General features: G+C 55.3%; 23 protein-coding genes. 11 read left to right on the top strand and 12 right to left on the bottom strand.

All coding sequences use genetic code 11. The annotated features are described in order from the left end of the window. Positions 1–41: 41 nt before the first annotated feature. The 5 genes from BLR09_RS03945 to BLR09_RS03925 all read left to right on the top strand — a co-directional run bounded on the left by BLR09_RS03945 (position 42) and on the right by BLR09_RS03925 (position 5,306). Positions 42–1,205, top strand: coding sequence for a Gfo/Idh/MocA family protein (locus tag BLR09_RS03945; RefSeq protein WP_093198103.1), 1,164 nt, complete (start codon positions 42–44; stop codon positions 1,203–1,205). Between the two features lie 95 nt (positions 1,206–1,300). Continuing rightward, on the top strand, positions 1,301–2,794 hold the full coding sequence (locus BLR09_RS03940) for a sugar ABC transporter ATP-binding protein (RefSeq protein WP_093198100.1): 1,494 nt from the start codon (positions 1,301–1,303) through the stop codon (positions 2,792–2,794). Between the two features lie 10 nt (positions 2,795–2,804). Beyond that, the gene (locus tag BLR09_RS03935; protein WP_093198098.1) at positions 2,805–3,773 is read left to right on the top strand and encodes an ABC transporter permease; all 969 of its coding nucleotides are present in this window, start codon (positions 2,805–2,807) and stop codon (positions 3,771–3,773) included. Next, positions 3,770–4,693 (top strand): sugar ABC transporter substrate-binding protein, encoded by a 924-nt coding sequence (locus BLR09_RS03930; RefSeq protein WP_093198094.1) that lies wholly within the window; start codon positions 3,770–3,772, stop codon positions 4,691–4,693. The genes BLR09_RS03935 and BLR09_RS03930 overlap by 4 nt, the downstream gene beginning before the upstream one ends. A gap of 238 nt (positions 4,694–4,931) precedes the next feature. Further along, complete coding sequence (locus BLR09_RS03925) at positions 4,932–5,306, top strand: hypothetical protein (RefSeq protein WP_093198091.1); 375 nt, start codon at positions 4,932–4,934, stop codon at positions 5,304–5,306. A 54-nt stretch (positions 5,307–5,360) separates the two neighbouring features. Here the strand turns inward: BLR09_RS03925 and BLR09_RS03920 are convergent, their stop codons facing one another. Together BLR09_RS03920 and BLR09_RS03915 are read right to left on the bottom strand one after the other, a co-directional pair. After that, on the bottom strand, positions 5,361–6,041 hold the full coding sequence (locus tag BLR09_RS03920; RefSeq protein WP_176785445.1) for a LytR/AlgR family response regulator transcription factor: 681 nt from the start codon (positions 6,039–6,041) through the stop codon (positions 5,361–5,363). Next, entirely contained in the window at positions 6,016–7,641 is a 1,626-nt protein-coding gene (locus BLR09_RS03915; RefSeq protein WP_176785444.1) for a sensor histidine kinase, read from the bottom strand. Before BLR09_RS03915 ends, BLR09_RS03920 begins: the two co-directional genes overlap by 26 nt. Before the next feature lie 141 nt (positions 7,642–7,782). Here BLR09_RS03915 and BLR09_RS03910 point away from each other — a divergent pair, with 141 nt between their 5' ends. Beyond that, on the top strand, positions 7,783–9,159 hold the full coding sequence (locus BLR09_RS03910) for a serine hydrolase (protein ID WP_176785443.1): 1,377 nt from the start codon (positions 7,783–7,785) through the stop codon (positions 9,157–9,159). Here BLR09_RS03910 and BLR09_RS03905 read toward each other — a convergent pair whose 3' ends face one another. Continuing rightward, on the bottom strand, positions 9,160–9,750 hold the full coding sequence (locus tag BLR09_RS03905) for a Crp/Fnr family transcriptional regulator (RefSeq protein ID WP_093198084.1): 591 nt from the start codon (positions 9,748–9,750) through the stop codon (positions 9,160–9,162). A gap of 265 nt (positions 9,751–10,015) precedes the next feature. Here BLR09_RS03905 and BLR09_RS03900 point away from each other — a divergent pair, with 265 nt between their 5' ends. The 3 genes from BLR09_RS03900 to fabF are packed head-to-tail and all read left to right on the top strand — an operon-like array spanning position 10,016 to position 12,767. Beyond that, positions 10,016–10,846: an alpha/beta hydrolase gene (locus tag BLR09_RS03900; RefSeq protein WP_093198081.1), complete on the top strand. Its 831-nt coding sequence runs from the start codon at positions 10,016–10,018 to the stop codon at positions 10,844–10,846. 43 nt (positions 10,847–10,889) lie between these two features. Next, positions 10,890–11,477 (top strand): TetR/AcrR family transcriptional regulator, encoded by a 588-nt coding sequence (locus BLR09_RS03895; RefSeq protein ID WP_093198078.1) that lies wholly within the window; start codon positions 10,890–10,892, stop codon positions 11,475–11,477. Positions 11,478–11,516: 39 nt separating this feature from the next. Continuing rightward, positions 11,517–12,767 (top strand): beta-ketoacyl-ACP synthase II, encoded by a 1,251-nt coding sequence (fabF, locus tag BLR09_RS03890; protein ID WP_093198075.1) that lies wholly within the window; start codon positions 11,517–11,519, stop codon positions 12,765–12,767. On the opposite strand, the gene BLR09_RS03885 is transcribed toward fabF, so the two are convergent. Then, positions 12,768–13,451 (bottom strand): DUF3431 domain-containing protein, encoded by a 684-nt coding sequence (locus BLR09_RS03885; RefSeq protein ID WP_093198072.1) that lies wholly within the window; start codon positions 13,449–13,451, stop codon positions 12,768–12,770. 65 nt (positions 13,452–13,516) lie between these two features. On the opposite strand from BLR09_RS03885, the gene BLR09_RS03880 reads away from it, so the two are divergent. Continuing rightward, positions 13,517–13,780 carry a hypothetical protein gene (locus BLR09_RS03880; protein WP_093198070.1) on the top strand — a complete coding sequence of 88 codons (264 nt, stop codon included), beginning with the start codon at positions 13,517–13,519 and terminating at the stop codon, positions 13,778–13,780. 98 nt (positions 13,781–13,878) lie between these two features. On the opposite strand, the gene BLR09_RS03875 is transcribed toward BLR09_RS03880, so the two are convergent. From BLR09_RS03875 to BLR09_RS03860, 4 genes are all read right to left on the bottom strand, one after another. After that, positions 13,879–14,337, bottom strand: coding sequence for a hypothetical protein (locus BLR09_RS03875; protein WP_093198067.1), 459 nt, complete (start codon positions 14,335–14,337; stop codon positions 13,879–13,881). Between the two features lie 152 nt (positions 14,338–14,489). Continuing rightward, on the bottom strand, positions 14,490–15,155 hold the full coding sequence (locus BLR09_RS03870; RefSeq protein WP_093198064.1) for a DNA alkylation repair protein: 666 nt from the start codon (positions 15,153–15,155) through the stop codon (positions 14,490–14,492). Next, positions 15,152–15,619 carry an SRPBCC family protein gene (locus BLR09_RS03865; RefSeq protein WP_093198062.1) on the bottom strand — a complete coding sequence of 156 codons (468 nt, stop codon included), beginning with the start codon at positions 15,617–15,619 and terminating at the stop codon, positions 15,152–15,154. Before BLR09_RS03865 ends, BLR09_RS03870 begins: the two co-directional genes overlap by 4 nt. Positions 15,620–15,763: 144 nt before the next feature. Continuing rightward, on the bottom strand, positions 15,764–17,254 hold the full coding sequence (locus BLR09_RS03860; RefSeq protein WP_093198059.1) for a xylulokinase: 1,491 nt from the start codon (positions 17,252–17,254) through the stop codon (positions 15,764–15,766). A 405-nt stretch (positions 17,255–17,659) separates the two neighbouring features. Between BLR09_RS03860 and BLR09_RS03855 the strand changes: the two genes are divergently transcribed. Then, a complete protein-coding gene (locus BLR09_RS03855) occupies positions 17,660–18,658 on the top strand; it encodes an SPFH domain-containing protein (RefSeq protein WP_093198056.1) in 999 nt (332 codons plus the stop codon). Between the two features lie 111 nt (positions 18,659–18,769). Here BLR09_RS03855 and BLR09_RS03850 read toward each other — a convergent pair whose 3' ends face one another. The 4 genes from BLR09_RS03850 to BLR09_RS03835 all read right to left on the bottom strand — a co-directional run bounded on the left by BLR09_RS03850 (position 18,770) and on the right by BLR09_RS03835 (position 22,187). Then, positions 18,770–19,273 (bottom strand): hypothetical protein, encoded by a 504-nt coding sequence (locus BLR09_RS03850; protein WP_093198053.1) that lies wholly within the window; start codon positions 19,271–19,273, stop codon positions 18,770–18,772. Between the two features lie 134 nt (positions 19,274–19,407). Next, positions 19,408–20,436 (bottom strand): acetate and sugar kinases/Hsc70/actin family protein, encoded by a 1,029-nt coding sequence (locus BLR09_RS03845; protein WP_093198050.1) that lies wholly within the window; start codon positions 20,434–20,436, stop codon positions 19,408–19,410. Positions 20,437–20,469: 33 nt separating this feature from the next. Next, positions 20,470–21,489, bottom strand: a complete 1,020-nt coding sequence (locus tag BLR09_RS03840) for a hypothetical protein (protein WP_093198047.1) — start codon at positions 21,487–21,489, stop codon at positions 20,470–20,472. 26 nt (positions 21,490–21,515) lie between these two features. Further along, complete coding sequence (locus BLR09_RS03835) at positions 21,516–22,187, bottom strand: hypothetical protein (protein WP_093198045.1); 672 nt, start codon at positions 22,185–22,187, stop codon at positions 21,516–21,518. Positions 22,188–22,374: the final 187 nt, after the last annotated feature.

The raw sequence follows: 22,374 nt of genomic DNA, 5'->3' as shown, positions 1-22,374 counted from the left end.
AAACACCCGACCTCGATACGCTAAACCTCTGATTTACACCTATGTCATCCAAAAAACCTCTCCGCGTCGGACTCGTCGGTACGGGATTCATGGGACGTACCCACTCCAACGGCTACAGCCAGGTGAGCCATTTCTTTCCCGAACTGGCCTATACTCCGGTGATGCAGGCCGTGTGCTCCCGCAATGCGGAAAAAGTACAGGCTTTTGCCGATCAGTGGGGATATAAATCCATTGAGACTGACTGGCGGGCGCTGATCGCCCGGGACGATATCGATGCCGTCGACATCTGTACCCCGAACGACGCCCACGCCGAAATCGCCATCGCGGCTGCCGAAGCCGGTAAGATGGTCCTGTGCGAGAAACCCCTCGCACGTACCGTCGCCGAGGCACAAAAAATGGTCGACGCCATCGAAAAAGCCGGCGTCGCCAATACCGTCTGGTACAACTACCGTCGCCTGCCGGCGGTTTCCCTGGCCAAGCAGATTGTCGATTCCGGCAAGCTGGGACGTATTTTTCACTACCGGGCCAACTTTCTGCAGGACTGGACCATCAGCGCCGACCTGCCTCAGGGCGGCGCCGGGCTCTGGCGCATGGATGCGGAAGCGGCCGGCTCCGGCGTTACCGGTGATCTCCTCGCGCACTGTATCGACACGGCGATGTGGATCAACGGCGCGATTTCGGACGTATCCGCTGTGACGGAAACGTTTGTGAAGGAACGCCTCCACCAGGTTACGGGGAAGGTACAGCCCGTCGGGATTGACGATGCCTGTATTTTCCACTGCCATTTTGCCAATGGCTCGCTCGGTCTGTTTGAATCGACCCGCTATGCCCGTGGCCACAAAGCGTTGTACACGTTTGAAATCAACGGGGCCAACGCCTCGATCCGGTGGGATCTGCACGACCTGAACCGGCTCGAGTACTTCGACCACTCCGACGAAGGCATCGTCCGGGGATGGCGCTCTATCCATGTCACCGATGGCGATCAGCCCTATATGAATAAGTGGTGGGTGCCCGGCCTGGGCATCGGCTACGAGCACAGCTTCATCCACCAGGTAGCCGACTTCCTCCAAAGTCTGGAAACCGGCGGGCCGTGTCATCCCACGTTCCGGGATGCTCTCGAAACCCAGAAAGTGTGTGAAGCCGTACTCGACTCTGCTTCATCCAGAAGCTGGAAAGACACCGGTGTAACTTCGTTTGCTGTCTGACGGACAGGGAACTAACATCTAATTGGCGCATTCCGGAAGGATGTTTGGCCCGCGTGTCGGGGCAGGCATCCTTTCGGAATTTGAGGCAAACAGGTATGGAAGCATCACAGGAGGTGGTCCTCCGCGTTCGGGAACTGAGCAAATCCTTTGCGGGAATCCGGGCGCTGGATGACGTACAGCTCGACGTCCGCCGCGGCGAAGTACACGCCCTCATGGGGGAAAACGGCGCTGGCAAATCGACGCTGATGAAGATTCTCGTCGGGCTTGTTACGCCCGACACCGGTGAAGTATGGCTCGAAAACCAGTCCCTCGCCGGGTTGTCCCTCCGCGAAATCCGCGACCGGGGATTATCGATGATTCACCAGGAAATGCTCCTCGTGCCGGAGCTGACCGTCGCCCAGAACCTCTTTCTCGGACGGGAAAGCCGCCTGCTCGGCTGGCTCGACAACCGCAAACTGAACGCACGGGCAGCCGAAGTACTCTCCCGCATGGGCCTCAATCTCGATCCGGCCCGCAAGGCGCGGGACCTGAGCATCGCTGAAATGCAGCTGGTGGAAATCGCCCGGGCGATTTCGACGGATGCCCGTGTCATCATCATGGATGAACCTACTTCCGCCCTGTCGGACCGGGAAGTTGCCGTACTCTTCGGTCTTATCAAAGGCCTGAAAGCCAGGGGAGTAGCGGTGATCTATATTTCCCACAAAATGGAGGAAATCAGTGCCATTGCCGATACCGTCACGGTACTCCGCGACGGCCGCTACATCGCGACGCATCCGGCGGCGGAACTGAGCGAGTCGAAGCTGATTGCGCTGATGGTCGGGCGGGAATTAGGCACCCTGTTTCCGGAAACGGTTTCCGCCGCCGGAGCGGAAGTGCTTTCCGTTTCCGGTCTGACCCGCGCCGGCGCTTTCTCGGATATCTCCTTCGCCATTCATGCCGGAGAAGTGCTGGGTATGGGCGGGCTGATGGGGGCGGGGCGCACGGAAATTGCCCGGGTACTCTATGGCCTGGACCAGCCGGATTCGGGCGGGATCCGGTTCGACGGGCAGGCCGTCCGCATCCGGACGCCGCGGGAGGCGATTCGCCTGGGTATCGGGTATGTGGGGGAAGACCGGAAAGCTTCCGGTTTTATTCCCAAAATGTCAGTAAGAGAAAATCTGACACTCGGAAGTCTGACGACGCACGTGCGAAAAGGCCTGGTTTCAGCTTCTTCGGAAGGAGAGGCCGTTACCCGCATGATCGAAAGCCTGAAAATCAAGGCATCCGGGCCGGAGCAGGAGGTCGTCCAGCTCAGCGGCGGAAATCAGCAGAAAGTAGTCATCGGAAAAGTACTGCTCGCTTTGCCACGCCTGATTATCCTCGACGAACCAACCCGCGGGATCGATATCGGCGCGAAAGCAGAGATATACCGGCTCATCGCCCGCCTGAAGGCAGAGGGCTGCGCCATACTCCTGATTTCCTCCGAACTACCGGAGCTGATCGGTTTGAGCGACCGGATACTGATCCTCGCTCAGGGAAAGCAAAAGGCGCTGTTACCCGCCTCTGAAGCCTCTCAGGAACGATTGTTACACTACGCCATGCCGGCCTGACTACTATCTTATGGAGAACAACGTACTTACTTACCGGGCTGCGGGCCCGCTTTTGTCCCTCCGCCGGTATGGCCTGCTACTGGCTTTTCTGGCGGTTTGTATTGGTTTATCGCTGACGACGCCCCGCTTTCTGACCTGGCAAAACGCGACCATTATTCTGACGCAGGTGTCGATCAATGCGCTGCTGGCCTTTGGCGTTACATTCGTCATTATCACCGGTGGCATCGACCTGTCTGTGGGATCGGTAGTGGCCGTCTCCGGCGTCGTAGCAGCGTCGTTCGCGCATCCGGATACCTATCCGGTGATTGTACCGGTGGTAGTGGGGCTGCTGACGGGACTGGCGTTCGGGGCGTTTAACGGTTTTGTTGTCACCAGTAGCAAAGTACCGCCTTTTATTGTGACGCTGGGAACGATGACCATCGGGCGCGGCCTCGCCCTGATCCTGAGCAAAGGCCGTCCGGTCTCGAATCTGTCTGATGCGTTTAATTTTCTGGGTGGGGGGAAAGTACTCGGCGTCCCCATGCTCATTTGGATACTCATTGCCGTTTTTGCCCTTTGCGCGGTGATCTTACGGAAGACGGTCCTCGGCCGGTATATGTATGCCGTGGGTGGGAATGAGCAGGCGTCAAGGGCGTCCGGCGTCCCGCTCCGGACCGTTAAAATGGCGGTATATACACTCTGCGGAGGTCTCGCCGCTCTGTCGGGTATCCTGCTGACTTCCCGCATTACCACCGGTCAGCCCAACGCCGGGCTCAGTTTCGAGCTCGATGCGATTACAGCGGCGATTATCGGCGGAACGAGTACCTCGGGCGGAACGGGTACCATGACCGGAACGCTGCTCGGCGCACTGCTCATCGGGGTCATCAGCAACGGCCTGGATCTTCTCAATGTATCTTCTTATTACCAGCAGGTCGTCATGGGCGTCATCATCATCGGCGCGGTCGTACTCGACAGCCTCAATCAAACGAAAAAAGCATGAAGAAACACGTATTACTGGCCGCTTTTGCGGCATTCTGCCTCGCTGGTTGCCAGTCGTCCGAAAAAGGCGGAGCCCAAAAACTGGTGATCGGCGCGACGATGCTCAGCATGCAAAACGAGTTTATCGTCAACGTCAACGATGCGATGGCCAAAAAGGCCGAAGCCGAAGGGGTAGAGCTGATCACGGTCGACGCCGAGCGCTCCGCCCTCAAACAGGTGGAGCAGGTCGAAAGCTTCATCGCGCAACACGTCGACGCTATTTTGCTGAACCCCTGCGAAGTGGAAGCCAGCTCGCCGGCTGTCGCCAAAGCCCTCGCCGCCCATATTCCGATTATCAATGTGAATTCGGAAACGAGTACGCAGCCGACGGCTTTTGTTGGCTCCGACGACGCCGAATCTGCCCGGATTGCAATGAAATTCATCGCCGACAAGCTGGGCGGCAAAGGCAATATCCTGATGATGCAAGGGTACATGGGCCAGGCCGCACAACTGAAGCGGGAGCAGGGCGCGAAGGAAATCCTGAAACAATATCCCGGCCTGACGTTACTCGCCAGCCAGACAGGCGAGTGGGACCGGGCCAAGGCGCTGTCGCTCATGGAAAACTGGATTCAGTCGTACGGCTCCAAAATTCAGGCGGTATTCTGTCAGAATGATGAAATGGGCATGGGGGCTGTGAAGGCGCTGACTGACGCCGGGCTGAAGAACAAGGTAATCGTGGTGAGCATCGACGCGATCCCCGACGCGATTCAGGCGGTAAAAAACGGTACGCTCGACGCTACGGTTTTTCAGAATGCATCGGAGCAGGGCGCCAAAGCCGTTGAAACAGCCATCAAGGCGATTAAGAAGCAGGCGTTTGACAAGCAAACCCTGATTCCGTTCCAGCTCGTCACCAAACAAAACGCAGATAAGTTGCCGCAGTAAGCAGGTGTTTTGCATATGAAAACGGAGGTATCGGCTCGCCGGTATCTCCGTTTTTTTTTCGGGAAAACACCGCCGTCACGTCCTGATGCCATTCATCCCAATGAATAGCCATACATACTACTATGTATTGCACAGTAGTAAAAAAGAGGCCAACTTTGAATCGTTCCTCAAGGGGAAAAAGACCTTGAGACAAGCCATGAACCAATATCTGTCGAACCTGAAAAAATAACACATAGCCATGAAAACCCTGATCGCTTCCGCCCTGATTGCTCTTTCCGTTGCTTCTTCTTATGCAGCCGTTCCTGAAGATCCGAGCCGCGCTGCCGGAAGTACCTACGCCGTCAATGCCTTCAACGGCAAAGAAGGTAAAATCAACTTCCTGGTAGAAAAGATAAAAGGAAAGAAGCTGACAGTACGCCTCCGCGACGCCAAAGGCCAGGCCCTGTTTACGGAAGACATCGCGAAAAATGCCGCAGGCTACGCCCGCCGTTTCGATGTCAACAGCCTGGAAGAAGGAACCTACACGCTGGAAGTAACAGATGGAGAAACGATGGTGAAAAAAGCCGTTGAAATCCACCGCGAAGCGCCGGCCCGGATTGTATCTGTCAACTAATGCTGCAACGAGCACCGCGCGAGGCCGCCCCGATCCGGGCGGCCTCGCGCGTTTTCAGCCCCATTTTTCGCGAAGGTCTTTGTAGCGGGTACGGCCCACGGGTATGCGTGTCCCGTCTTTCAGCAGGAGGTCGTATTGGCTGCCGCTCTGCACAAGGAGTTGTTTGACCTCGTCCATGTTGACGAGGTACGACTTGTGCACGCGCTCGAAACGCGGAGGCAGGATGCGGGACAGGGCGTCGAGGTTTTTGTCGTGCAGGTCGACCGCCTGGTGGTGTATTTCCGAATAGCTACCGGCGCCTTTGATGAAACGGATGTCGTCGACAGGTACCAGAAACAACCCCGCCCGGCGGCGGACGGTCAGGTACCGGGCCGAAGTTTCCACCGGCGCAGTGGTATACCGGCGTAGGGCTTTTTCGAGCCGTTCACGGTCAAACGGTTTCGGGACGAAATCCAGTACGCCATAGGCAAAGGCGTCGATCGCACGTTCGGTATGCGCAGAGACGATGACGGTCTGAAACGCTCCCGCCGTCAGGGTCTGGAGCAGCTGGAGACCATCTTCCCCGCCCAGGTTGAGATCCAGAAACAGGAGGTCGATGGGATGCCGGTCAAGAAATTCCAGACCGGCGGAGAGCGAGGCTACGCCCGTGATATCGGCTTCCGGAAGCAAGTCCTGAAGCATTCGCTGCAATCGCCTCGCGATCAGCGGTTCATCTTCTACGATCAGTATTCTCATATAATTGGATATGGTTTTCCCAGCCTTCGGGCGAAGGACCGGAATGGAAAGACCAGCGCTCCCCATAGCTTTCGGTGAGGCGGGCTTTGAGGTAGCGGGTACCGGTTCCTTCCTTTTCGAAAGCATGGGCAGGACGGCCCCGTGTGATCAGGACATATTCGCGAATGCCGTTTTCCTTTCGGAAAGACAAGTGAAAACCGTAGACGGGCCGGCAGTGCGTCAGGCCGTTTTCGACGAGGGTATGCAGCACGGCAGGAGGAATGGTCTCCGCGGGAAGAATACCTTCTTCCGACCAGGAATAGGTGGCCTCCAGACGAAGCTGCATGACTTCCAGATGGCGGCGGCATAGCTCAATTTCTTCCCGAATGGGTACCTGTTTTTCCTGAACAAAGCGGAAAAACAGGCTGAACTCCCGGCTGAGCGCAAAAATGAGAGCAACGCCTTTTTCAGGCGATTCTTCGACAAATTCCGCCAGACAGGTCAGGGTATTCAGCAGGTAATGAGGCTGTATCTGTTTCTTCAGTAACTCGGTTTGCAGCCGGGCGGAAAGCAGCCGGGCTTCTTCAACAGCCCGGCGCTGGTCTTTCATGCGCCGGCTCAGGAGGAAAAACTGCACGAGTATCACGAGTCCGAAACCGAGGAAAAGACTGTAGTCGAACGGAAACAGAACCGCCGAAATGCCCGCCAGTACCAGGCTGCCGAGTACCCACCTGGCAGGTCCGGACCGAACCGCTGCGATGGCGGCGATCCCCGTACTGGTAAGGAGCATTGTCGTTGCGCCGGCTATTGCCAGCCGGTCGTACTGGCCGTAAAACCGATAGACGAGCAGGGCAAGCAGGGCGAGTTGACCAATGAGGATATACCTGCCTTTCTCCGGTAACAATGTCACGGCAAAAAACACCGGAATCAGGACGCATAGTGCCAGCGTGAGCCACTGGATGAGGTCGAGCCGCAGGTATTGAAACGTATACGGGTAGAAGTAATAAGCCCGGAGGTATTCGAGCACGATCAACGCAAAAAACAGCCCGCAAATACCGCTGAACAGGGCATAGGAGCGGTCGCTTCGGTTTGCGACAAACAAGAAGTACAATGCTGCCGCGAGAAACAAACCGGCCAGCGTATGCATGGCCAGGGCTGGAAGGAAAGGTTTGGTAATCAGGTCGGTATAGGTTCCTTCGCTGACGACAAACCACGATGCGCCTTTCGGCAGGAGATAGTTGGAAATCCGCAACGCCAGCGCATGGGTACCCGGCTGAGCAAGGGAATCGGGGAGGGGAAAACAGGCGGTCATCGGGCCGGGTACTTCTTCTTCCGCCGAGCGTCCGACCTGACCGCTGCTGCCTATTCGTACGCCGTCCCAATACAACTCGTAAGCGCCGAGGGCGGTGACCCGGACGCCGGGCTGCGGTACTTTTCTGCTCAGCGTCAGCGTATTGGTCAGATGGAAATAACCCCGGCCGGGGAGGTTCGGAACGGGGCCGGACGAGATCCCGGAAGCAATGGCCTCGCCACCCGGCTGTACATACCACATCCCGACCGATTCCTGCGCGGAAACGGCTGTCGGCAACCAGAGAAACAGGAGAAGCAGTACTGTCCGCATCGGCATCGGAGGCTCCGGACGAAGGTAGGGACAAATTTCTCCCCGGGCAGAGCGGTTCAGCGGATTATGGAGCCGTTCACCGGAAACAGGCAATCGCTTACCTGTCGCCGGCGTAGTTTCGGACCAGACTTTTTTTCCTCCATGAAAACAACCTATCTGGCCGTCGCACTCTGCCTGGCGGCTTTCCTTTGCGCGGGGCAGCCTTCCCGCGAGATCGATTCCGTCCTGCAAATCGCGCTGCGGCGGGGTATCTTCAACGGCAATGCGCTGGTCGTACACCGCGGGCAAACCGTCCTGAACCGGTCGTACGGGTATGCCCGCGCCGATAAGTCCCGGCTGCTGACGCCCGACTACCGGTTTGACATCGGCTCCATTACCAAAGAATTCAACGGAGTGGGTATTCTCTGGCTGAAAGAAAAAGGGAAACTGTCGCTCGACGACCCGATCTCCCGCTACCTGGTACTGCCGGAATGGGGTAATCGTGTGAAAATCAGGCACCTGATTCAGTATACCAGCGGTATTCCCGAATCGCCTGATTACCCGGACGAAGCAGCCGACCTGACCTGGCTGCGTAACCTGAAAACCCTCGCTTTTTCGCCGGGGGAAGGGTACCTCTATAGCCATCCGAATGTCTTTCTCCAACAGAAAATCATTGAAAAGGCCAGCGGGATGAGCTATGCCCGCTTCGTCGAAACATATTTTCTGAAGCCCATGGGAATGACCCATACCGGCGTGGACCTGCCCATTGGCGACTCGCTTGTCGCCGAAGGTTTTTCCAATGGCTTCGAGCCGCTGCGGTATGAAACCCGGTCAACCGGCTGGGTACGCCCCACAACGGCAGACCTGCTGAAATGGATGGAGGCGATTTACCGGAACCGATTGATTTCGACCGAATCAACGCAGCAACTGGCTGAGGCCTACGGGTTTGGCGAAAGCAGCCTTGGAACCGTCCGGTTCGAAAACGGTGCGTTCGTCTCGCATTATCACCAGGGTTCGAACCACGGATTTGAAGGGATGATTTACCGGAATGCCCGGGAAGATATCGTCATTATCCTCCTGACCAACAACCAGAACATGCGGGTAGGCGCGCTGCGGGACGTTATCGAATCGGTACTGTTGCGCAAGCCGTATATCGTTCCGAAAAAATCCCTGTACCTCGATATCCGGGAGAAAATGCTGGCGGATTTCCCCGCGGGCATCGCCGTGCTGAATGCCCTTCGCGAAACGCAGCAGGATACCTATGACTTCAATGCGGAGAAATACGAACTCTTCACGACAGGCAAGTACCTCATGCGGCGCGACCGCCTTGAGGATGCCATTGCCTTGTTTCAGTTGAGTGCGATGCTGTTTGGCGCCTCGCGGGAAGTCACCAACCCCTATGAATTCATCGGGCAGTGCTACCGGAAAAAGGGTAATCTGCCGTTGGCGCTCCTGTACTTTCAAAAGGCGGCAGAGGCCGATCCGGAGAACAAAAACGCCCGGGCTGCCTGGGAAAGCGGCCGCAAGGAGCAACCCTGACTACCTGCGCCCGGCAATTTGGGCGCGGATGCGGCTGAGCGACGGCCCCTTGATGCCAAGGTACGAGGAAATATGGCCGAGCGACACCCGGTTGGCGATGTCAGGCATGAGGGTGAGGAGGTCGATGTAGCGCTCTTCAGCCGATTGCGTCATGAGACTTTCAGCGCGGCTCTGGTTGAAAATAAGGTATTGTTCAGCCAGTTTCCGGCCAAACCGTTCCCAGCCGTGCGAGCGGGTGTAGAGCTCGTCGAGGTGGTCTTTCTGGATCAGCATCAGCTCTGAATCTTCCAGCGCTTCGATGTAGTAGGGGCAGGCCGTTTGCGTGAGGAAACTTTTGAGTGAAACGAGGAACTGCTCTTCCGGAATGAAAATGAGGTTGTGTTCGATTTCCGTCTTCAGATCGACGTAATACACCCGGAAAATACCCGTCAGAATCAGGCCAACGTGCCGGCAAACGGAATTTCGGAAGTTGAAAAATTCATTCCGGGAAATGGTCTTGTAGTGCCAGTATTCTTCTCCGAGCCGGATATCTTCTTCGGAAAGCTGGGCATAGGTAATCAGGCGTTCGCGGAGCCGGGCGTGTGCAGACATGGTTATGCGGGAGATTCCCAACAAAATAGCTAAAAATCGCGACCTGTTGGAAAGCCGGGAATACGGCATTTTCAACAGGTCGTTTGCCTGGCGCCTTTTTCATCCGTTTCCGGAAGAAAAAGAATACGGGTGAGGAAGAGATATTTTTTTGATCGCGCTGAAACACAGTCGTTTCACTATTTAACCCAGGTGAAATTTCTTCCCGGATCCATCGGCCACCTTTGGATCATCAAATCAACGGTTTCACCTTTTTTCTATCACGATCATGAAAGCGCAAAACACCTCTTCCAGGACTGTCGTTTTTGTTACCGGCGCCTTTGTCAGCCACATCAGTTGGGCCGAATGGCAAACCTACTTTGAATCCCGCGGGTATACCGTCTACGCGCCGGCCTGGCCTCACAAAGACGGAGACCCAGCCGTACTGAGAAGTCAGCAGCCGCATGCCGGTATCGCGTCGGTCGGGCTGGATGAGGTACTGGATTATTACACCGATTTTATTCGTCAGCTTCCTGAAAAACCGATTCTGGTCGGTCACTCTCTCGGCGGGCTGATGGTACAGTTGTTGTTGCAACGGGACATCGCCGTCGCCGGTGTCGCCATCCACCCGGCGCCTCCGCAAGGGGTACTGACGTTTAAATGGTCGTTTTACAAAGCTACCTGGCGACCGCTCGGATTCTTTTCTTCGGTGAACGAATCCTTTCTGATGACGCTCGACGAATGGAAGTACGCCTTTACGAATGGAATGAGCGAAGAAGAGCAACGGTCGTCGTACGAAAAATATGTCATTCCCGAATCACGCCGCGCATCCCGTCAGGCGCTGACACGTATTGGTCGCGTGGACTTTACCCGCCCGCACGTGCCGCTGCTGATTACGTCCGGTAGTGAAGACAATATCCTGCCGGCATCACTCAACTACACCAATTTTAAGAAATACCGCACACCTGGATCAGTGACAGACTATAAAGAATTTCCGGGACGCAACCACTATGTACTGGGCCAGCCTACCTGGAAAGAAGATGCGGACTATATTCTTAACTGGCTGGAAAAGAACAAAGTATCAGCTGCTTCTCCGGAAAAAAGAGGCGAAGTATTGTAAGAATGTACCGATCGGTATAAATTGCTGCGAAAATTTCACAACCATGTCGAAGGCAGAGAAAACCCGGGCACTCATCATCGAGAAAACAGCGCCGCTGTTTAACCGGAAGGGGTATGCGGGTACGTCCCTGAGTGACATGACGGAGGCGACCGGGCTGACCAAAGGCAGTATCTATGGCAATTTTTCGGGGAAAGACGAAGTAGCTCTTGCCGTATTCGACTTCCACATGCGCAGCGTGCAGAAACGCATGCGGCAGATGATGGAAAACAAGGCCTCGGCCCGGGAAAAACTGCTGACCTACGTGGATTTTTACAGTGCCCTGCTGACCGACCGGGCTTTTCCCGAAGGCGGATGCCCGTTGCTGAATACCTCCATCGAGGCAGACGACACCCACCCGGCGCTGCGGCGGAAAGCGGCAGTAGCCCTCAAAGCCTGGCAGCGCCTGCTGGCGGAAATTGTGGCGGAAGGAAGGACGCGGGGCGAATTTCAATCGCCGCTTCCCGACGAGCACATCGCCCTTTGCCTCATTGCCATGCTCGAAGGCGGCGTCATGATCGCCCGCCTGACGCAACGGGAGGAAGACCGGTCCGTCGTCATGCAATCTGTAGAGCGGTACATCCGCGATCTCTGAAAAATTTTTACCCTAAAATATACCGATCGGTATTTTCTTATGAAACGAGTTGTCATTACCGGAATGGGTGCAATTACCCCGCTTGGAAACACGGTCGATACCCTCTGGGAGGGTGTCCTGGCCGGACGCAGCGGGGCAGGTCCCCTGACCAAATTCGATGCCTCGAAATTCAAAACCCGCTTCGCCAGTGAAGTGAAAGGCTTTGATCCTGAGTCGTTTATTGAGAAGAAAGAGTTGCGGAAATACGACCTGTTTACCCAATATGCCATTGTGTCGAGCGAGCAGGCGCTGAAAGATGCCGGCCTGGTACCCTCGGAACTCAGCGCCGAGGAGCGGTACGGTATCGGGGTTATCTGGGCGACCGGAAACGGAGGTATCGGTACGTTTGAAGACCAGTTGAAGGAGTTTCATGCGGGCGACGGCACGCCGCGCTTCAATCCGTTTTTCATTCCGAAAATGATTACGGATATCGCGGCGGGTGTCGTGTCGATCCGCAACGGCCTGCATGGTCCGAATTACTGCACGGTGGCGGCCTGCGCATCGTCCAACGCCGCTATTCTCAATGCTTTTGATACCATCCGGCTGGGCCGGGCACATACCATGGTGGCCGGGGGCTCGGAGGCGGCGATTACGCCGTCGTCGGTTGGCGGGTTCAACGCCGCACAGGCTTTGTCGAAAAATAACGATAATCCGCAAGGTGCTTCACGACCGTTTGACCGCGATCGGGACGGTTTCGTCATGGGCGAAGGCGCCGGTGCGTTGATACTGGAAGACCTGGACCATGCCCTGGCCCGCGGTGCGAAGATTTACGCCGAGCTCGTCGGCGGAGGTATGGCTGCGGATGCGTACCACCTGACGGGTACTCCGGCCGATGGCCTTGGCGCGGCGCTGGGCATGCGTGCCGCAATCAAAGAGGCGGGTATTGCGCCGGAAGACGTGACATATGTAAATGCGCATGCGACGTCGACCGGCATCGGCGACCTCAGCGAGCTGGCTGGGATCAAAACCGTTTTCGGAGATCACCCGGTAGCGGTAACCGGTCCGAAATCCATGACGGGTCACCTGCTCGGCGCGGCCGGCGCGGTGGAAAGTATCATCAGTATTCTGTCGATCGTGCACAACGTGATTCCGGCTACGATCAATACCGAAAACCTCGACGAAGGTGTGCCGGAAGGCCTGCGGATTGTCACCGGGAAGCCGTCGTACGAGCCGGTCCGGTATGTGCTCAACAATACCTTCGGCTTTGGGGGGCATACCGCGACGTCGCTGTTTGGTAAGTATGAAGGCTGATCAGGGCAGGGGATTAGCCGGGTAGGCGGCGTTTTTGATGGGTTTGAGCGACAGGCTCAGGCGGCCTTGCAGTACCTCTTCGCTGATTCCGGTGACGCCGAATACCTTGTCCCACGTCCGTTCGTAGCAGTGTGCTGCATCCGGAAAGGAGACAGATAGCTCCAGCGCCTTTTGGTAGAACCGGAGCGGCTGCCGGCGGATGAGATCCCGGTGAGCGATAAACTGCGCGCCGAGGACAAAAGTATAGAATTCGGGACCTTCCCGATCAAACAACTGACGGTGGAAGCCTCTGATATCGAGGCCTCTGCCGTCTTCGTTTTTACTCCAGGGGCGGAAGAGGCGGTTGCCGTCCAGGTCATCGGTATCGATGAGGTGGCCGAGCCAGCGGAAGTCAGGCGAAGCAACCGGATCGGCAGCGACCGCCCGGAGGGTATGGTGAAAATCGTAGGCGTGGTCGAACGGCTTGCCCTGGCAGAAAACGGTATAGTCGGCAAGGGAATCGTACCGGTCGACGATATGCGTGAGGTAGGTGTGGGCTTCCCGCCCGGTATTGGGGAGGGAAATCCGGTCTTCGGGATTTGTCGATTTATCGTAAATCGTTCGCCGGAACGCCGCCGGGACCTTCCGGATCCAGTTCAGGGGTTCTTCGTAGCGGGCGACGACCAGTTCGAGAGAGGGAGACATGGGGGCAAAGGTAGGCTGGCGCGGGTTTTTAGGGAAGTATCCTGTCCAACAAAAGCACAAACGCCATGAACCGCAATGAAAAACACGCCGGTACCAACCTCGGTACCGCTCAGGATACGAACCTCGCGAATAACCAGGGTTCCTCGGCTGAAGTCGGCTCCAACGCTACGATTAAGCAGCCCATCGAACGGCCCATCGGCGGCCCGTACGACCCGGAAACGGAGACGATTCCGAGGGGAAATGAGGAAGAAGAGGATGAATCAGAGTTTGCAGAGGACGAGGATAGGGAGGAGGAGGAACAGCCGGAACGGAATATTCCGAGGGATTAATTGAAAGCCGCTTCTGCCAGAGGCGGCTTTCTTGCTGTGTGCCGCCAGGCAGGAGTCCGGACACTTCGAGATGCCCTACGGAACATCCCGAAGAGCGGTTAATTCAATCCAAACTGCCCCAAATGATGCCTGAAATGCTTATTATGAAATACCACCCATTCCTTATACCCCAACTCACCTACAGTAGGATTCACAGGCGTAGCTTCCGGATTTTCCTGAAAAAACCGATCAAATTCCAGTAGCTCGTCTTCCAGTTGCGTCAGGGCTTCCGCCAGGCTGGTATGAAGAAGATCGGGCAGGCCTTCCGCCGGCATTATAGGCGAGCGGAACCCCGGCAAGAGGGATGTATGGGCGTCCATCAGGTACGCTTTGAACCGCTGCTCCTTCTCCGGCGTGTAATAATGGGGTTGCGGTTCCCGGCCATTCGAAAAGCGGACAGAACGCGCCAGGTGTTCTACCATGTGCTGCGGCGTCATCGCGCCAAACAACGGTTCTCGATCAGGAGGTAGTTGGCGCAGAAAGAGGAAAATCTCGTTCCGGTCCTGAATATCAATCATGTTTTGCGGGCTGTGATAATGTTCGGAAAACTACTTCTGTACCCCACCGGAAACGTTTTTTTACTGCTTTAGGCCATAGGCTTTAAGCTTTATGCGGTAGCAAGTGACACGTCTCATTGCTTACAGCTTAAAGCCTACTGCTTATGGCTCATTCACTTCTGCCTTTTCACCATCTCATTAATCCATATCGGCGCAAACGGAGACGTGCAACCTTTGGAGACGGGGTAGTCGCGGTAAATACCGAGTTTTTCGCCGATTTCCAGCGCGCGTTTCCGGTGAGAGGGGTGGTGAATACCGATGTTGGCTAAGGTATTGTTCATCGTCCATTGTACTTCCGGCGGCGCAGCGGACATTTCCTTTTCAATCCGGTCGAGCAGGACAGATAGATCCAAGCCTTCCGGCTCGCGGGCGACGCGACCGGCCATGAGGCTCCAGCCTGCGCGGGCGCACATCTTGTCGTCAGAATTCATCCATTTTTCCCGGAATTGCTCTTTGTCCGGATACTCTTTGATGATGTAGGAATAGAGCCAGTCGGCCACCCAGCTATACGTCTCCGATTTTACCCAGTTTTCGAGCTCTTCGGGTGAAAATTCCTTGGGTTTCGAAATCAGGATCGCTACCGAGCGTGCGTCGGTATTGCCGGTTTTCCAGAGTTCAAGGGCGAGCGCGTGGTTCGTTTTGATTTTATCGGCGACCTTCCGCACATCACCCATTTTGACGCCAAACTGATTTTCGCCGGCGCCGCGTTTGAGGTTTTGCCTGTATACTTTCTCGTCGCCGAGGGCTTTCAGTGTGTCGAGTACTTCGTCTTTTGTCATTGTTCGGCAATTTCCTTCAGCTTTTGGAGGGCTTTCGGCCAGATATCATTGAAAAAAGCGGCTTCTGATTCGGGTAAATCTACGTCGACGGTGACGGTCGTCCGGCCATCCGATTCCGCGAGCGTGTAGTTTTCAAAGCCGCCTGCCCAGGTTTCTACCGCCGGGCCTTCGGTAATTTCCTTTTCGCCGTCAATCATACCGAAATGCCGGAGGGAAACAAATTTCCCGGGAATATTCTCCACCACTTCGGCAACCATTCCCTGAACTTTTCCGTGTTCGTCCTTTCCGACGAAGCGGATTTTCGAGCCTTTGTCCCACGTACCTTCATACGAGGACGACGGACTGAAAACCGTTACCCATTGTTCGTAAGTGGCTTTGTCGCTCAGACCAAGCATGACATTGTGCACGCGGAGTGCCGGCGCGGCGATGTCGATCGACCAGGTATGCGTCTTTGTATTTTTCATGACATTGAGATGGATAGATAATCTGTTACACAAAAAACAAAAAACGCCGCATGTTTTCAAACACACGGCGTCTCTGTCTCCACAGATTAACCTGAAAAGAAATATGCCAGCGATTTATCTGTCGGTCAGCTGGTTAACAGCTAGTTACTTTTCCACGAACCTCTCCAGCAATGTTACCCATTCGCTGTACAGTTCGGCATAGAGGGCGGCTTTTCCGGCGTCCGGCTCTATTGTTCCGAGTTTGGTAAGCCGGGAGAAGGCGTCTTTCGGATCGGAGAAATGCCCGAGGCCGATGCCTGCGCCCAGCGCTGCGCCTTTTGACCCGTCGGTATCATATAGCTCCACCGGCGTCTGGGTCACGTTCACAAACGATTCCGCAAAGACGTCGCTCAAAAACATATTGGCTTTCCCGGCCCGGACTACCTTCGCCGGGCTCCCCAGGTCGGCCATGATATCGACACCATATTTCAGCGAAAAGGCGATGCCTTCCTGCGCCGCCCGGAACACGTGGCTGCGGGTATGAATGTTGAAGTCGAGCCCGGAAAACGTACTGGAGATACTCCGGTTTTCCAGTACCCGCTCCGCGCCGTTGCCGAAGGGCAGTACCCGGACGCCTTCGCTGCCGGCCGGTACTTCGGCGGCGAGCCGGTTGAGGTCGGAATAGGAGAGACCGCTGCCGAACTGGTCCCGTACCCAGCGGTTGAGGATACCAGTACCATTGATGCAGAGGAGGATACCAAGGCGGGTTTGATCGTTCCGCTGGTGGTTGACGTGCGCGAAGGTATTTACCCGGCTCTTCGGATCGTAGGCGATCTGATCGGTGACGGCGTACACCACGCCGGAGGTGCCGGCTGTCGCAGCTACTTCTCCCGGCTCCAGTACATTGAGAGACAGGGCGTTATTGGGCTGATCTCCCGCTTTGTATGTCACCGGAATACCAGCTTTCAGACCGAGGGAATCGGCGACGGAACTCTTCAGTTCTCCGTGGTTGGAGAACAGCGGCTGCAGGGTAGGGAGGATATTGTCGGAAAAGCCGAAAGCATTGAGTACGTCTTCTGAAACGGCGTTGGACCGGAAATCCCAGAATACACCTTCTGACAGCGCCGAGTTGGAGGTCGTCGCACTGCCTGTCAGTTGCAGCGCGATGTAATCTCCCGGAAGCATGATTTTGTAGATGCTGCCGTAGGTACGCGGCTCCTTGTCTTTGACCCAGGCCAACTTCGCAGCGGTGAAATTACCGGGCGAGTTGAGCAGGTGATCGAGGGCTTTTTCTTCGCCTATTTTGCGGAAAGCGGCGTCGCCGTAGGGAATGGCGCGGCTGTCGCACCAGATGATGGACGGCCGGAGTACTTCCAGATTACGGTCGACCAACACGAGGCCGTGCATCTGGTAAGCGATACCGATGGCGGCGATGTCTTTCGGATTGTATTTTCCGCTGGCGTTTGCCCGGAGGATGGCCTGCTGCACGCAGTTCCACCACATACCCGGATCCTGCTCGGCAAAGCCCGGCTGGGGGGTGGAAATGGGGTTTTCCTGGTCGGGCCAGGAGGCCGAGGCTACTACCTGCTGGCTGTCGGCGTCGACCACCGAAACTTTTATCGAAGACGTTCCTACGTCAATTCCTAAGAGGAGCATGGTTTGAGGAGCAAATACAACTGCGAATATGTGTCAATTTGACAATCATTTTTAATTTTCCGGGAAAAAATACAAAAAAGGAAGAAGCGGGAGGCACGTCGACGCCCTCACTTAAAAGGATCTTTCTGTGTATTCTGTGCTTTCTGTGAGAAATGATTTTTTTCTCACAGAAAGCACAGAATACACAGAAGGGATGGTCAGATATTCGAATGCTGCTCATTGTCTGTGAAGTCTGTGTCGTCTGTGAGAAAAAAAATTATTGCTCACAGACGACACAGACTTCACAGACTGGCAGCGTCTTATCCGGGAGCAACACAAAAAAACAGCCGCCCATCCAACTACTCTCCCCGAAAACCCGCATTTTTAATAGCTTTGATCAACGTTCAGTCAAACAGAACAACCAAAATGGGCATTTTCGATTTTATCCGGAATGAATTCGTCAACGTCATCGAATGGGTCGATGACTCGCAGGATACCATCATCTGGAAGTTTCCCGACAAAGGCAACGACATCAAGTACGGCGCGCAGCTGACCGTCCGGGAGAGCCAGGTAGCTATTTTCATGAACGAGGGGCAGATCGCCGACGTCTTTCTCCCCGGCCGGCATGAGCTGACGACGGCCAACATGCCGATTCTTACTACCCTCCGTTCCTGGAAATACGGGTTTGAATCGCCGTTTAAAGTAGACGTCTATTACGTCAACACGAAGCAGTTTACGAACATGAAATGGGGTACGGCCAACCCCATTATTGTCCGCGATCCGGAGTTCAAGCAGGTGCGCATCCGCGCCTTCGGCACCTATACCTTCCGGGTGAAGGATGCGAAGAAGTTTCTGAAGGAATTTGCCGGTACCACGCCCGTGGTACGCGTAGGCGATCTGGAAGAACAGCTCCGCTCCATTGTGTTCTCAAAGTTTTCGGATGCCATTGCCGAAGCCAATGTATCGGTACTCGACCTGGCCCGGAACTATACCGAACTCGGAGAAAAACTCGGTCCGCTGTTGAGCGACGATTTCGATCAGTACGGCCTCGAAATCGTCAAGTTTTACATTGAAAACACCTCGCTTCCGCCGGAAGTCGAAGCGTTCCTCGACAAAACCACCCAGATGAACATGGTGGGGGATATGGCGAAGTTTCAGCAGTTTCAGGCCGGCGTTTCCATCGAGAAAGCAGCAGAAAATTCGGCGACAGCGGCGAGTATTGTCGGGGTGAACCTCGGCGGCATGATGGCGGGAGCCGTTGCTCCGGGAGCCGCCGCTCCGGGAGCCCAACCGGCCGCTCAGCCTGCCCAATCCAAAGAAGATATCCTCGGCCTGCTCAAACAGCTTGGCGACCTGAAAGCGGCGGGTATTCTGACAGAAGAAGAATTCGCGGCCAAAAAAGCGGAGCTGCTCGCAAAGCTCTAACTTACCCTAAAAGTCTGTGTCGTCTGTGAAGTCTGTGAGAGGATCATTTTATCTCACAGACTTCACAGACGACACAGACTTTTTACGCTTCGGTAAGTAATAAGTGAAGGGCTAGAAGAGCTGGCTCCACGCAAACCGGATCACCAGCAACAACCCCACAAACCCCGCCACCAGGTACACAAACGGCACATACGTAAACGCATAAAAATGCAGCCGGTCCAGGAAAAACAATATCCCCATCAGCGCCGCGATCAGCGTCAGAAAACCGGATAGTTTCCCGAAGCCCGGTACATATTGAAACGGAATTTTCTGCCGGATAATCCAGAGCGTTGCCGCCATGGTAATAACCGGCAAAACCTGCGTAATCAGGTTCATCTGCCAGACGCTCTGCCGTTCAAACAGAAACAGGTATACGCCCAGCGTCAGCGCAAAAATCCCCGGAATAGCTGCCACGTATACCAATACCGTATACCCGTATTTGAAACGAAGTACCTCTTCCGCGGTTTTCCCCGACCACATATTAAGCAACAACGCTAACAGCGGCACGCAAACCAGCGCCATCGCATACGGTGAAGGATTTTGGGAAACATAGCGGAAAAGGTCTTGTAGAGTCATGGAGGGGAGAGAGGCTTTTGGGCGGGTTAAGCTATAGGCTTTAAGCAATAAGCTTTAAGCAATAAGCTGTAAGCTATATGCAGTAGGCTATTCATTTACCGCAGCCTACAGCTTAAAGCTTACAGCTTATTGCCTCACTTCAGTTCAAGCAAAAACCCAATCGTAAAATTCGCATCCCAGTCAAACACAAACTGCTCTGCGCCGGTTGCGTCGGCAATGGCCTTGTAGATGTTCAGGCCGGCTTTTGACTTGGCGTTTTCGAGTTTGTAGGCCGAAGGCGCGTCGAGTACTGTGTAGCGTTCCTTGCCTTTGCGGACGGCCTTGGCCAGCTCAAACGGCACGCCGCCGATGATGAAGCAGGTTTTCCGGTGATCGGAAGGAATCTGCTTCGCTTTTGCCTTCACTTCGCTGTACACATCCGAATCGCTTTTGCCTTCCTGAAAGTACTTCGAGCCATAGGTTTCAAGGGCAGTGGTACGGTTGCCGTCTTTCCACGAAATCTTGGTATTGCCGGAACCGATGTCAACCACAAACGCCGAGCCGTAAAATTCCGTCGGCAGGACGCTGCGCAGGCCAAAGCGGCCTTCTTCCTCCGGCGTTACAGTATTGACGGTATAATTGAGCGATTTCAGGACGCGGATGATCTTCTGGGTTACATCCGCCTTCACGGCGCCGGAGCTGACCACGAAGTGAATATCCCGTCCGCCTACGCCGTAGTCGAGCATGGTGGAAATGTACTTTTTCAGGCCGATCCGTACGTCTTCGTCGGTAGCCATGTTTTCGAGGACGAGGCTGTTGCCGAATTCCGCTTTTTCCAGCTTCCAGTTTTTGTCGGCGTCGATACGGATGATAAAAGAGTTGAACCCGCTCGCGCCCAGTTCGACGACACCCTTCAGCTTGCCTTCCTTCGGCACGGGCGCTTCATAGGCAAAGCCTTGTTTGGGCGAATCGGTAGCCTGCTCTTCTGCGGGCGTGGCGCTTTCCGGCGCACTGCTTTCGGCTGCGGCGGGAGAGGCCGGTTCATTACCCGTGCGGGTTTCCTCGTTTTTGGCTTTCAGGCTCTGAAGCAGATCCACGCCGCCCACGTATTTGAATCCGAAGTACAGGGCTGCCAGAATCAGGGCGGTGATGAGCAGTCGCCCGGTTACGGTTAGTCGTTGCATGGTGAAAAAGAGATGATTATGAAGGTAGAATGATTACTCCAGAAGGCTGCGGTAGCCTTCGTCTTTGGGAGGGTTGATCTTTTTGCCGGACGAAGACGGCGCCTGGGGTGCGTCGAGCTGAATGAGCTTGAACTCGCCCTTGTTGTAGGCTTCGAGCATGGCCTGGCCTTTGTCGGACAAAACGCCGTTCTGGATATCAACCGAATTGATAAAGTCCATCGACAGGTCCATCGCGCGCTTCATTTCCCCGAGCTTCTTGCTCATGTCGTCCTGGATGTACTCCATCGACTCGTCGAAGTAAAACTTCTTATCCGGGTTGCCCTTGAAGATACTGACCGCGGTACGGAGGGCGTTTGAGCTTTCCTTCACGATCTGGTATTCCGCTTCCTTGAGCTTGACCTTGATTTCGGTTTCCTTGATGATGTAGTCGGCACTGGTGTTGACTTTCTCCATGAAAGCCAGGACGGTCTGGATGTTCCGTTGCAGGGGGAAGAGCTTTTCGTTCATTTCCTGCAAACCGGCGCCTTCGATCGTCGCCAGGGAAGCCGCTTCCTTCATGCCCGGCTTATCGGACATGGACTGGGCCTTGTTGGCTTCGGCGAATTTCTGCTTGATGACGTCGTTGTTCTCGTTGATTTTCTTGTTGAGCTTCACGAGTTGTCCGGCGAGCTGGTCGATCTGCCCCTGCATCTTCCGGCGCTTGTCTTTCAGGTCGTCGATGTAAATCTTCATGATCGCGATCGGGTCGAGCTGGATCACGAGCCCGGCGATTTTCCGCATCATCGTCTTGAAGAGAAAGAACACGGCGGTACGCACGTCTTTGCTCGTAAAGAGGAAGATGAGTATCCCCAGCGCCGCCAGGAGTACGGCCAGGTACAGGGTGTTTTCGGTTACTTTGATGAGAAACTCGACGACTCTGTTGAAGTACACGAGCCCCATCGCGGCAATCGCTGCCAGGAAGAGGAAGCCGACCACTCCCTCCGGACGGTTCCAGAAGGATTTTTTGGTGGTGTCGTCGTTTCCGCCGATTTGGGAAAAGTCAGGAGCAGGCATGGCGTTTGATTATGTTGATCCGCCCGTCAGGAGCGGAGGTATTGGGTGATTTTGTCGATATCCTCCTTGATCTGGCTGGTGAAGACCGCGAACGTCGCTTCGTAATTGGCCCGGTTCTGGGTGATCTTCCCGCTTTGTTCCTCGATTTCTCCGTTGATCTTTGCCAGGCGTTCTTTTCCGGCTTCGATCTGCGCCTGAAGGTCGGCGATCTGTTTGGTCAGGCTTTCGGCCTGTTTTTCGAGTGTCTTTTGCTCATTCTGAAGACTGCCGACTTTTTCCTGTACGGCAATATCCACACTTTTCAGGAAAGCATCCCGATCGGTTTTGAGAATGGTCAGGTACTGCTCCGCCGTCGATTTCAGTTGTTCCAGGCTCGTATTCGCAGCGAGCGCCCGGAAGCTGGCCCAGGCTGCCTGAAACTGCTGCCCTTCGCTCAGACCGATGCTGCCGAGACTTTTCAGCGTCGCCCGGAATTCAAAATAGTCCTGTCCGGGAAGGTTATTCTTTTCAAGCACCGACGCAAAATGGTCTACGAACTTGCTGTCCGGACTTCCGGCCGGCGTCGGCGCAGCCTGAGCGGGCGCGCCACCCGGAGCAGGAGGGGTGGCCGGTGAGGCAGCAGGAGTAGTTGCGTCGCCCGTTGCCTCCTCGAAGAAAATACCCAGAATTCGCTTTCCGAGACTTTTGTTGTCAGACATTGGATGGAATGGTCAAGAAGGTGGTTTGCCGCCTGCCGGTTTTTTCCGGCGGATGACGGGACAATGTTAGCAGGTTCCCGGATTCCGGGCAAGCTGCGATTGATATGAGCGGACAGATGCCGTGACGGAATCCGGAAATTTGAGGTTGAAAGTTACACGCAATGCAAAAAAAGCGTTTTTTCGGGAC

Origin of the sequence: Siphonobacter aquaeclarae (genome assembly GCF_900103285.1) — a bacterium.
Classification (GTDB): domain Bacteria; phylum Bacteroidota; class Bacteroidia; order Cytophagales; family Spirosomataceae; genus Siphonobacter; species Siphonobacter aquaeclarae.
Note: the sequence above shows the minus strand (reverse complement) of the source record. Positions and strands in the feature narration are given on the sequence as shown.

Bases quoted from the DNA above. Each gene is read 5' to 3' on its own strand.
- BLR09_RS03945 (WP_093198103.1), top strand. From the start codon at position 42: ATGTCATCCAAAAAACCTCTCCGCGTCGGACTCGTCGGTACGGGATTC.
- BLR09_RS03940 (WP_093198100.1), top strand. From the start codon at position 1,301: ATGGAAGCATCACAGGAGGTGGTCCTCCGCGTTCGGGAACTGAGCAAA.
- BLR09_RS03935 (WP_093198098.1), top strand. From the start codon at position 2,805: ATGGAGAACAACGTACTTACTTACCGGGCTGCGGGCCCGCTTTTGTCC.
- BLR09_RS03930 (WP_093198094.1), top strand. From the start codon at position 3,770: ATGAAGAAACACGTATTACTGGCCGCTTTTGCGGCATTCTGCCTCGCT.
- BLR09_RS03925 (WP_093198091.1), top strand. From the start codon at position 4,932: ATGAAAACCCTGATCGCTTCCGCCCTGATTGCTCTTTCCGTTGCTTCT.
- BLR09_RS03920 (WP_176785445.1), bottom strand. From the start codon at position 6,041: ATGAGAATACTGATCGTAGAAGATGAACCGCTGATCGCGAGGCGATTG.
- BLR09_RS03915 (WP_176785444.1), bottom strand. From the start codon at position 7,641: ATGCGGACAGTACTGCTTCTCCTGTTTCTCTGGTTGCCGACAGCCGTT.
- BLR09_RS03910 (WP_176785443.1), top strand. From the start codon at position 7,783: ATGAAAACAACCTATCTGGCCGTCGCACTCTGCCTGGCGGCTTTCCTT.
- BLR09_RS03905 (WP_093198084.1), bottom strand. From the start codon at position 9,750: ATGTCTGCACACGCCCGGCTCCGCGAACGCCTGATTACCTATGCCCAG.
- BLR09_RS03900 (WP_093198081.1), top strand. From the start codon at position 10,016: ATGAAAGCGCAAAACACCTCTTCCAGGACTGTCGTTTTTGTTACCGGC.
- BLR09_RS03895 (WP_093198078.1), top strand. From the start codon at position 10,890: ATGTCGAAGGCAGAGAAAACCCGGGCACTCATCATCGAGAAAACAGCG.
- fabF (WP_093198075.1), top strand. From the start codon at position 11,517: ATGAAACGAGTTGTCATTACCGGAATGGGTGCAATTACCCCGCTTGGA.
- BLR09_RS03885 (WP_093198072.1), bottom strand. From the start codon at position 13,451: ATGTCTCCCTCTCTCGAACTGGTCGTCGCCCGCTACGAAGAACCCCTG.
- BLR09_RS03880 (WP_093198070.1), top strand. From the start codon at position 13,517: ATGAACCGCAATGAAAAACACGCCGGTACCAACCTCGGTACCGCTCAG.
- BLR09_RS03875 (WP_093198067.1), bottom strand. From the start codon at position 14,337: ATGATTGATATTCAGGACCGGAACGAGATTTTCCTCTTTCTGCGCCAA.
- BLR09_RS03870 (WP_093198064.1), bottom strand. From the start codon at position 15,155: ATGACAAAAGACGAAGTACTCGACACACTGAAAGCCCTCGGCGACGAG.
- BLR09_RS03865 (WP_093198062.1), bottom strand. From the start codon at position 15,619: ATGAAAAATACAAAGACGCATACCTGGTCGATCGACATCGCCGCGCCG.
- BLR09_RS03860 (WP_093198059.1), bottom strand. From the start codon at position 17,254: ATGCTCCTCTTAGGAATTGACGTAGGAACGTCTTCGATAAAAGTTTCG.
- BLR09_RS03855 (WP_093198056.1), top strand. From the start codon at position 17,660: ATGGGCATTTTCGATTTTATCCGGAATGAATTCGTCAACGTCATCGAA.
- BLR09_RS03850 (WP_093198053.1), bottom strand. From the start codon at position 19,273: ATGACTCTACAAGACCTTTTCCGCTATGTTTCCCAAAATCCTTCACCG.
- BLR09_RS03845 (WP_093198050.1), bottom strand. From the start codon at position 20,436: ATGCAACGACTAACCGTAACCGGGCGACTGCTCATCACCGCCCTGATT.
- BLR09_RS03840 (WP_093198047.1), bottom strand. From the start codon at position 21,489: ATGCCTGCTCCTGACTTTTCCCAAATCGGCGGAAACGACGACACCACC.
- BLR09_RS03835 (WP_093198045.1), bottom strand. From the start codon at position 22,187: ATGTCTGACAACAAAAGTCTCGGAAAGCGAATTCTGGGTATTTTCTTC.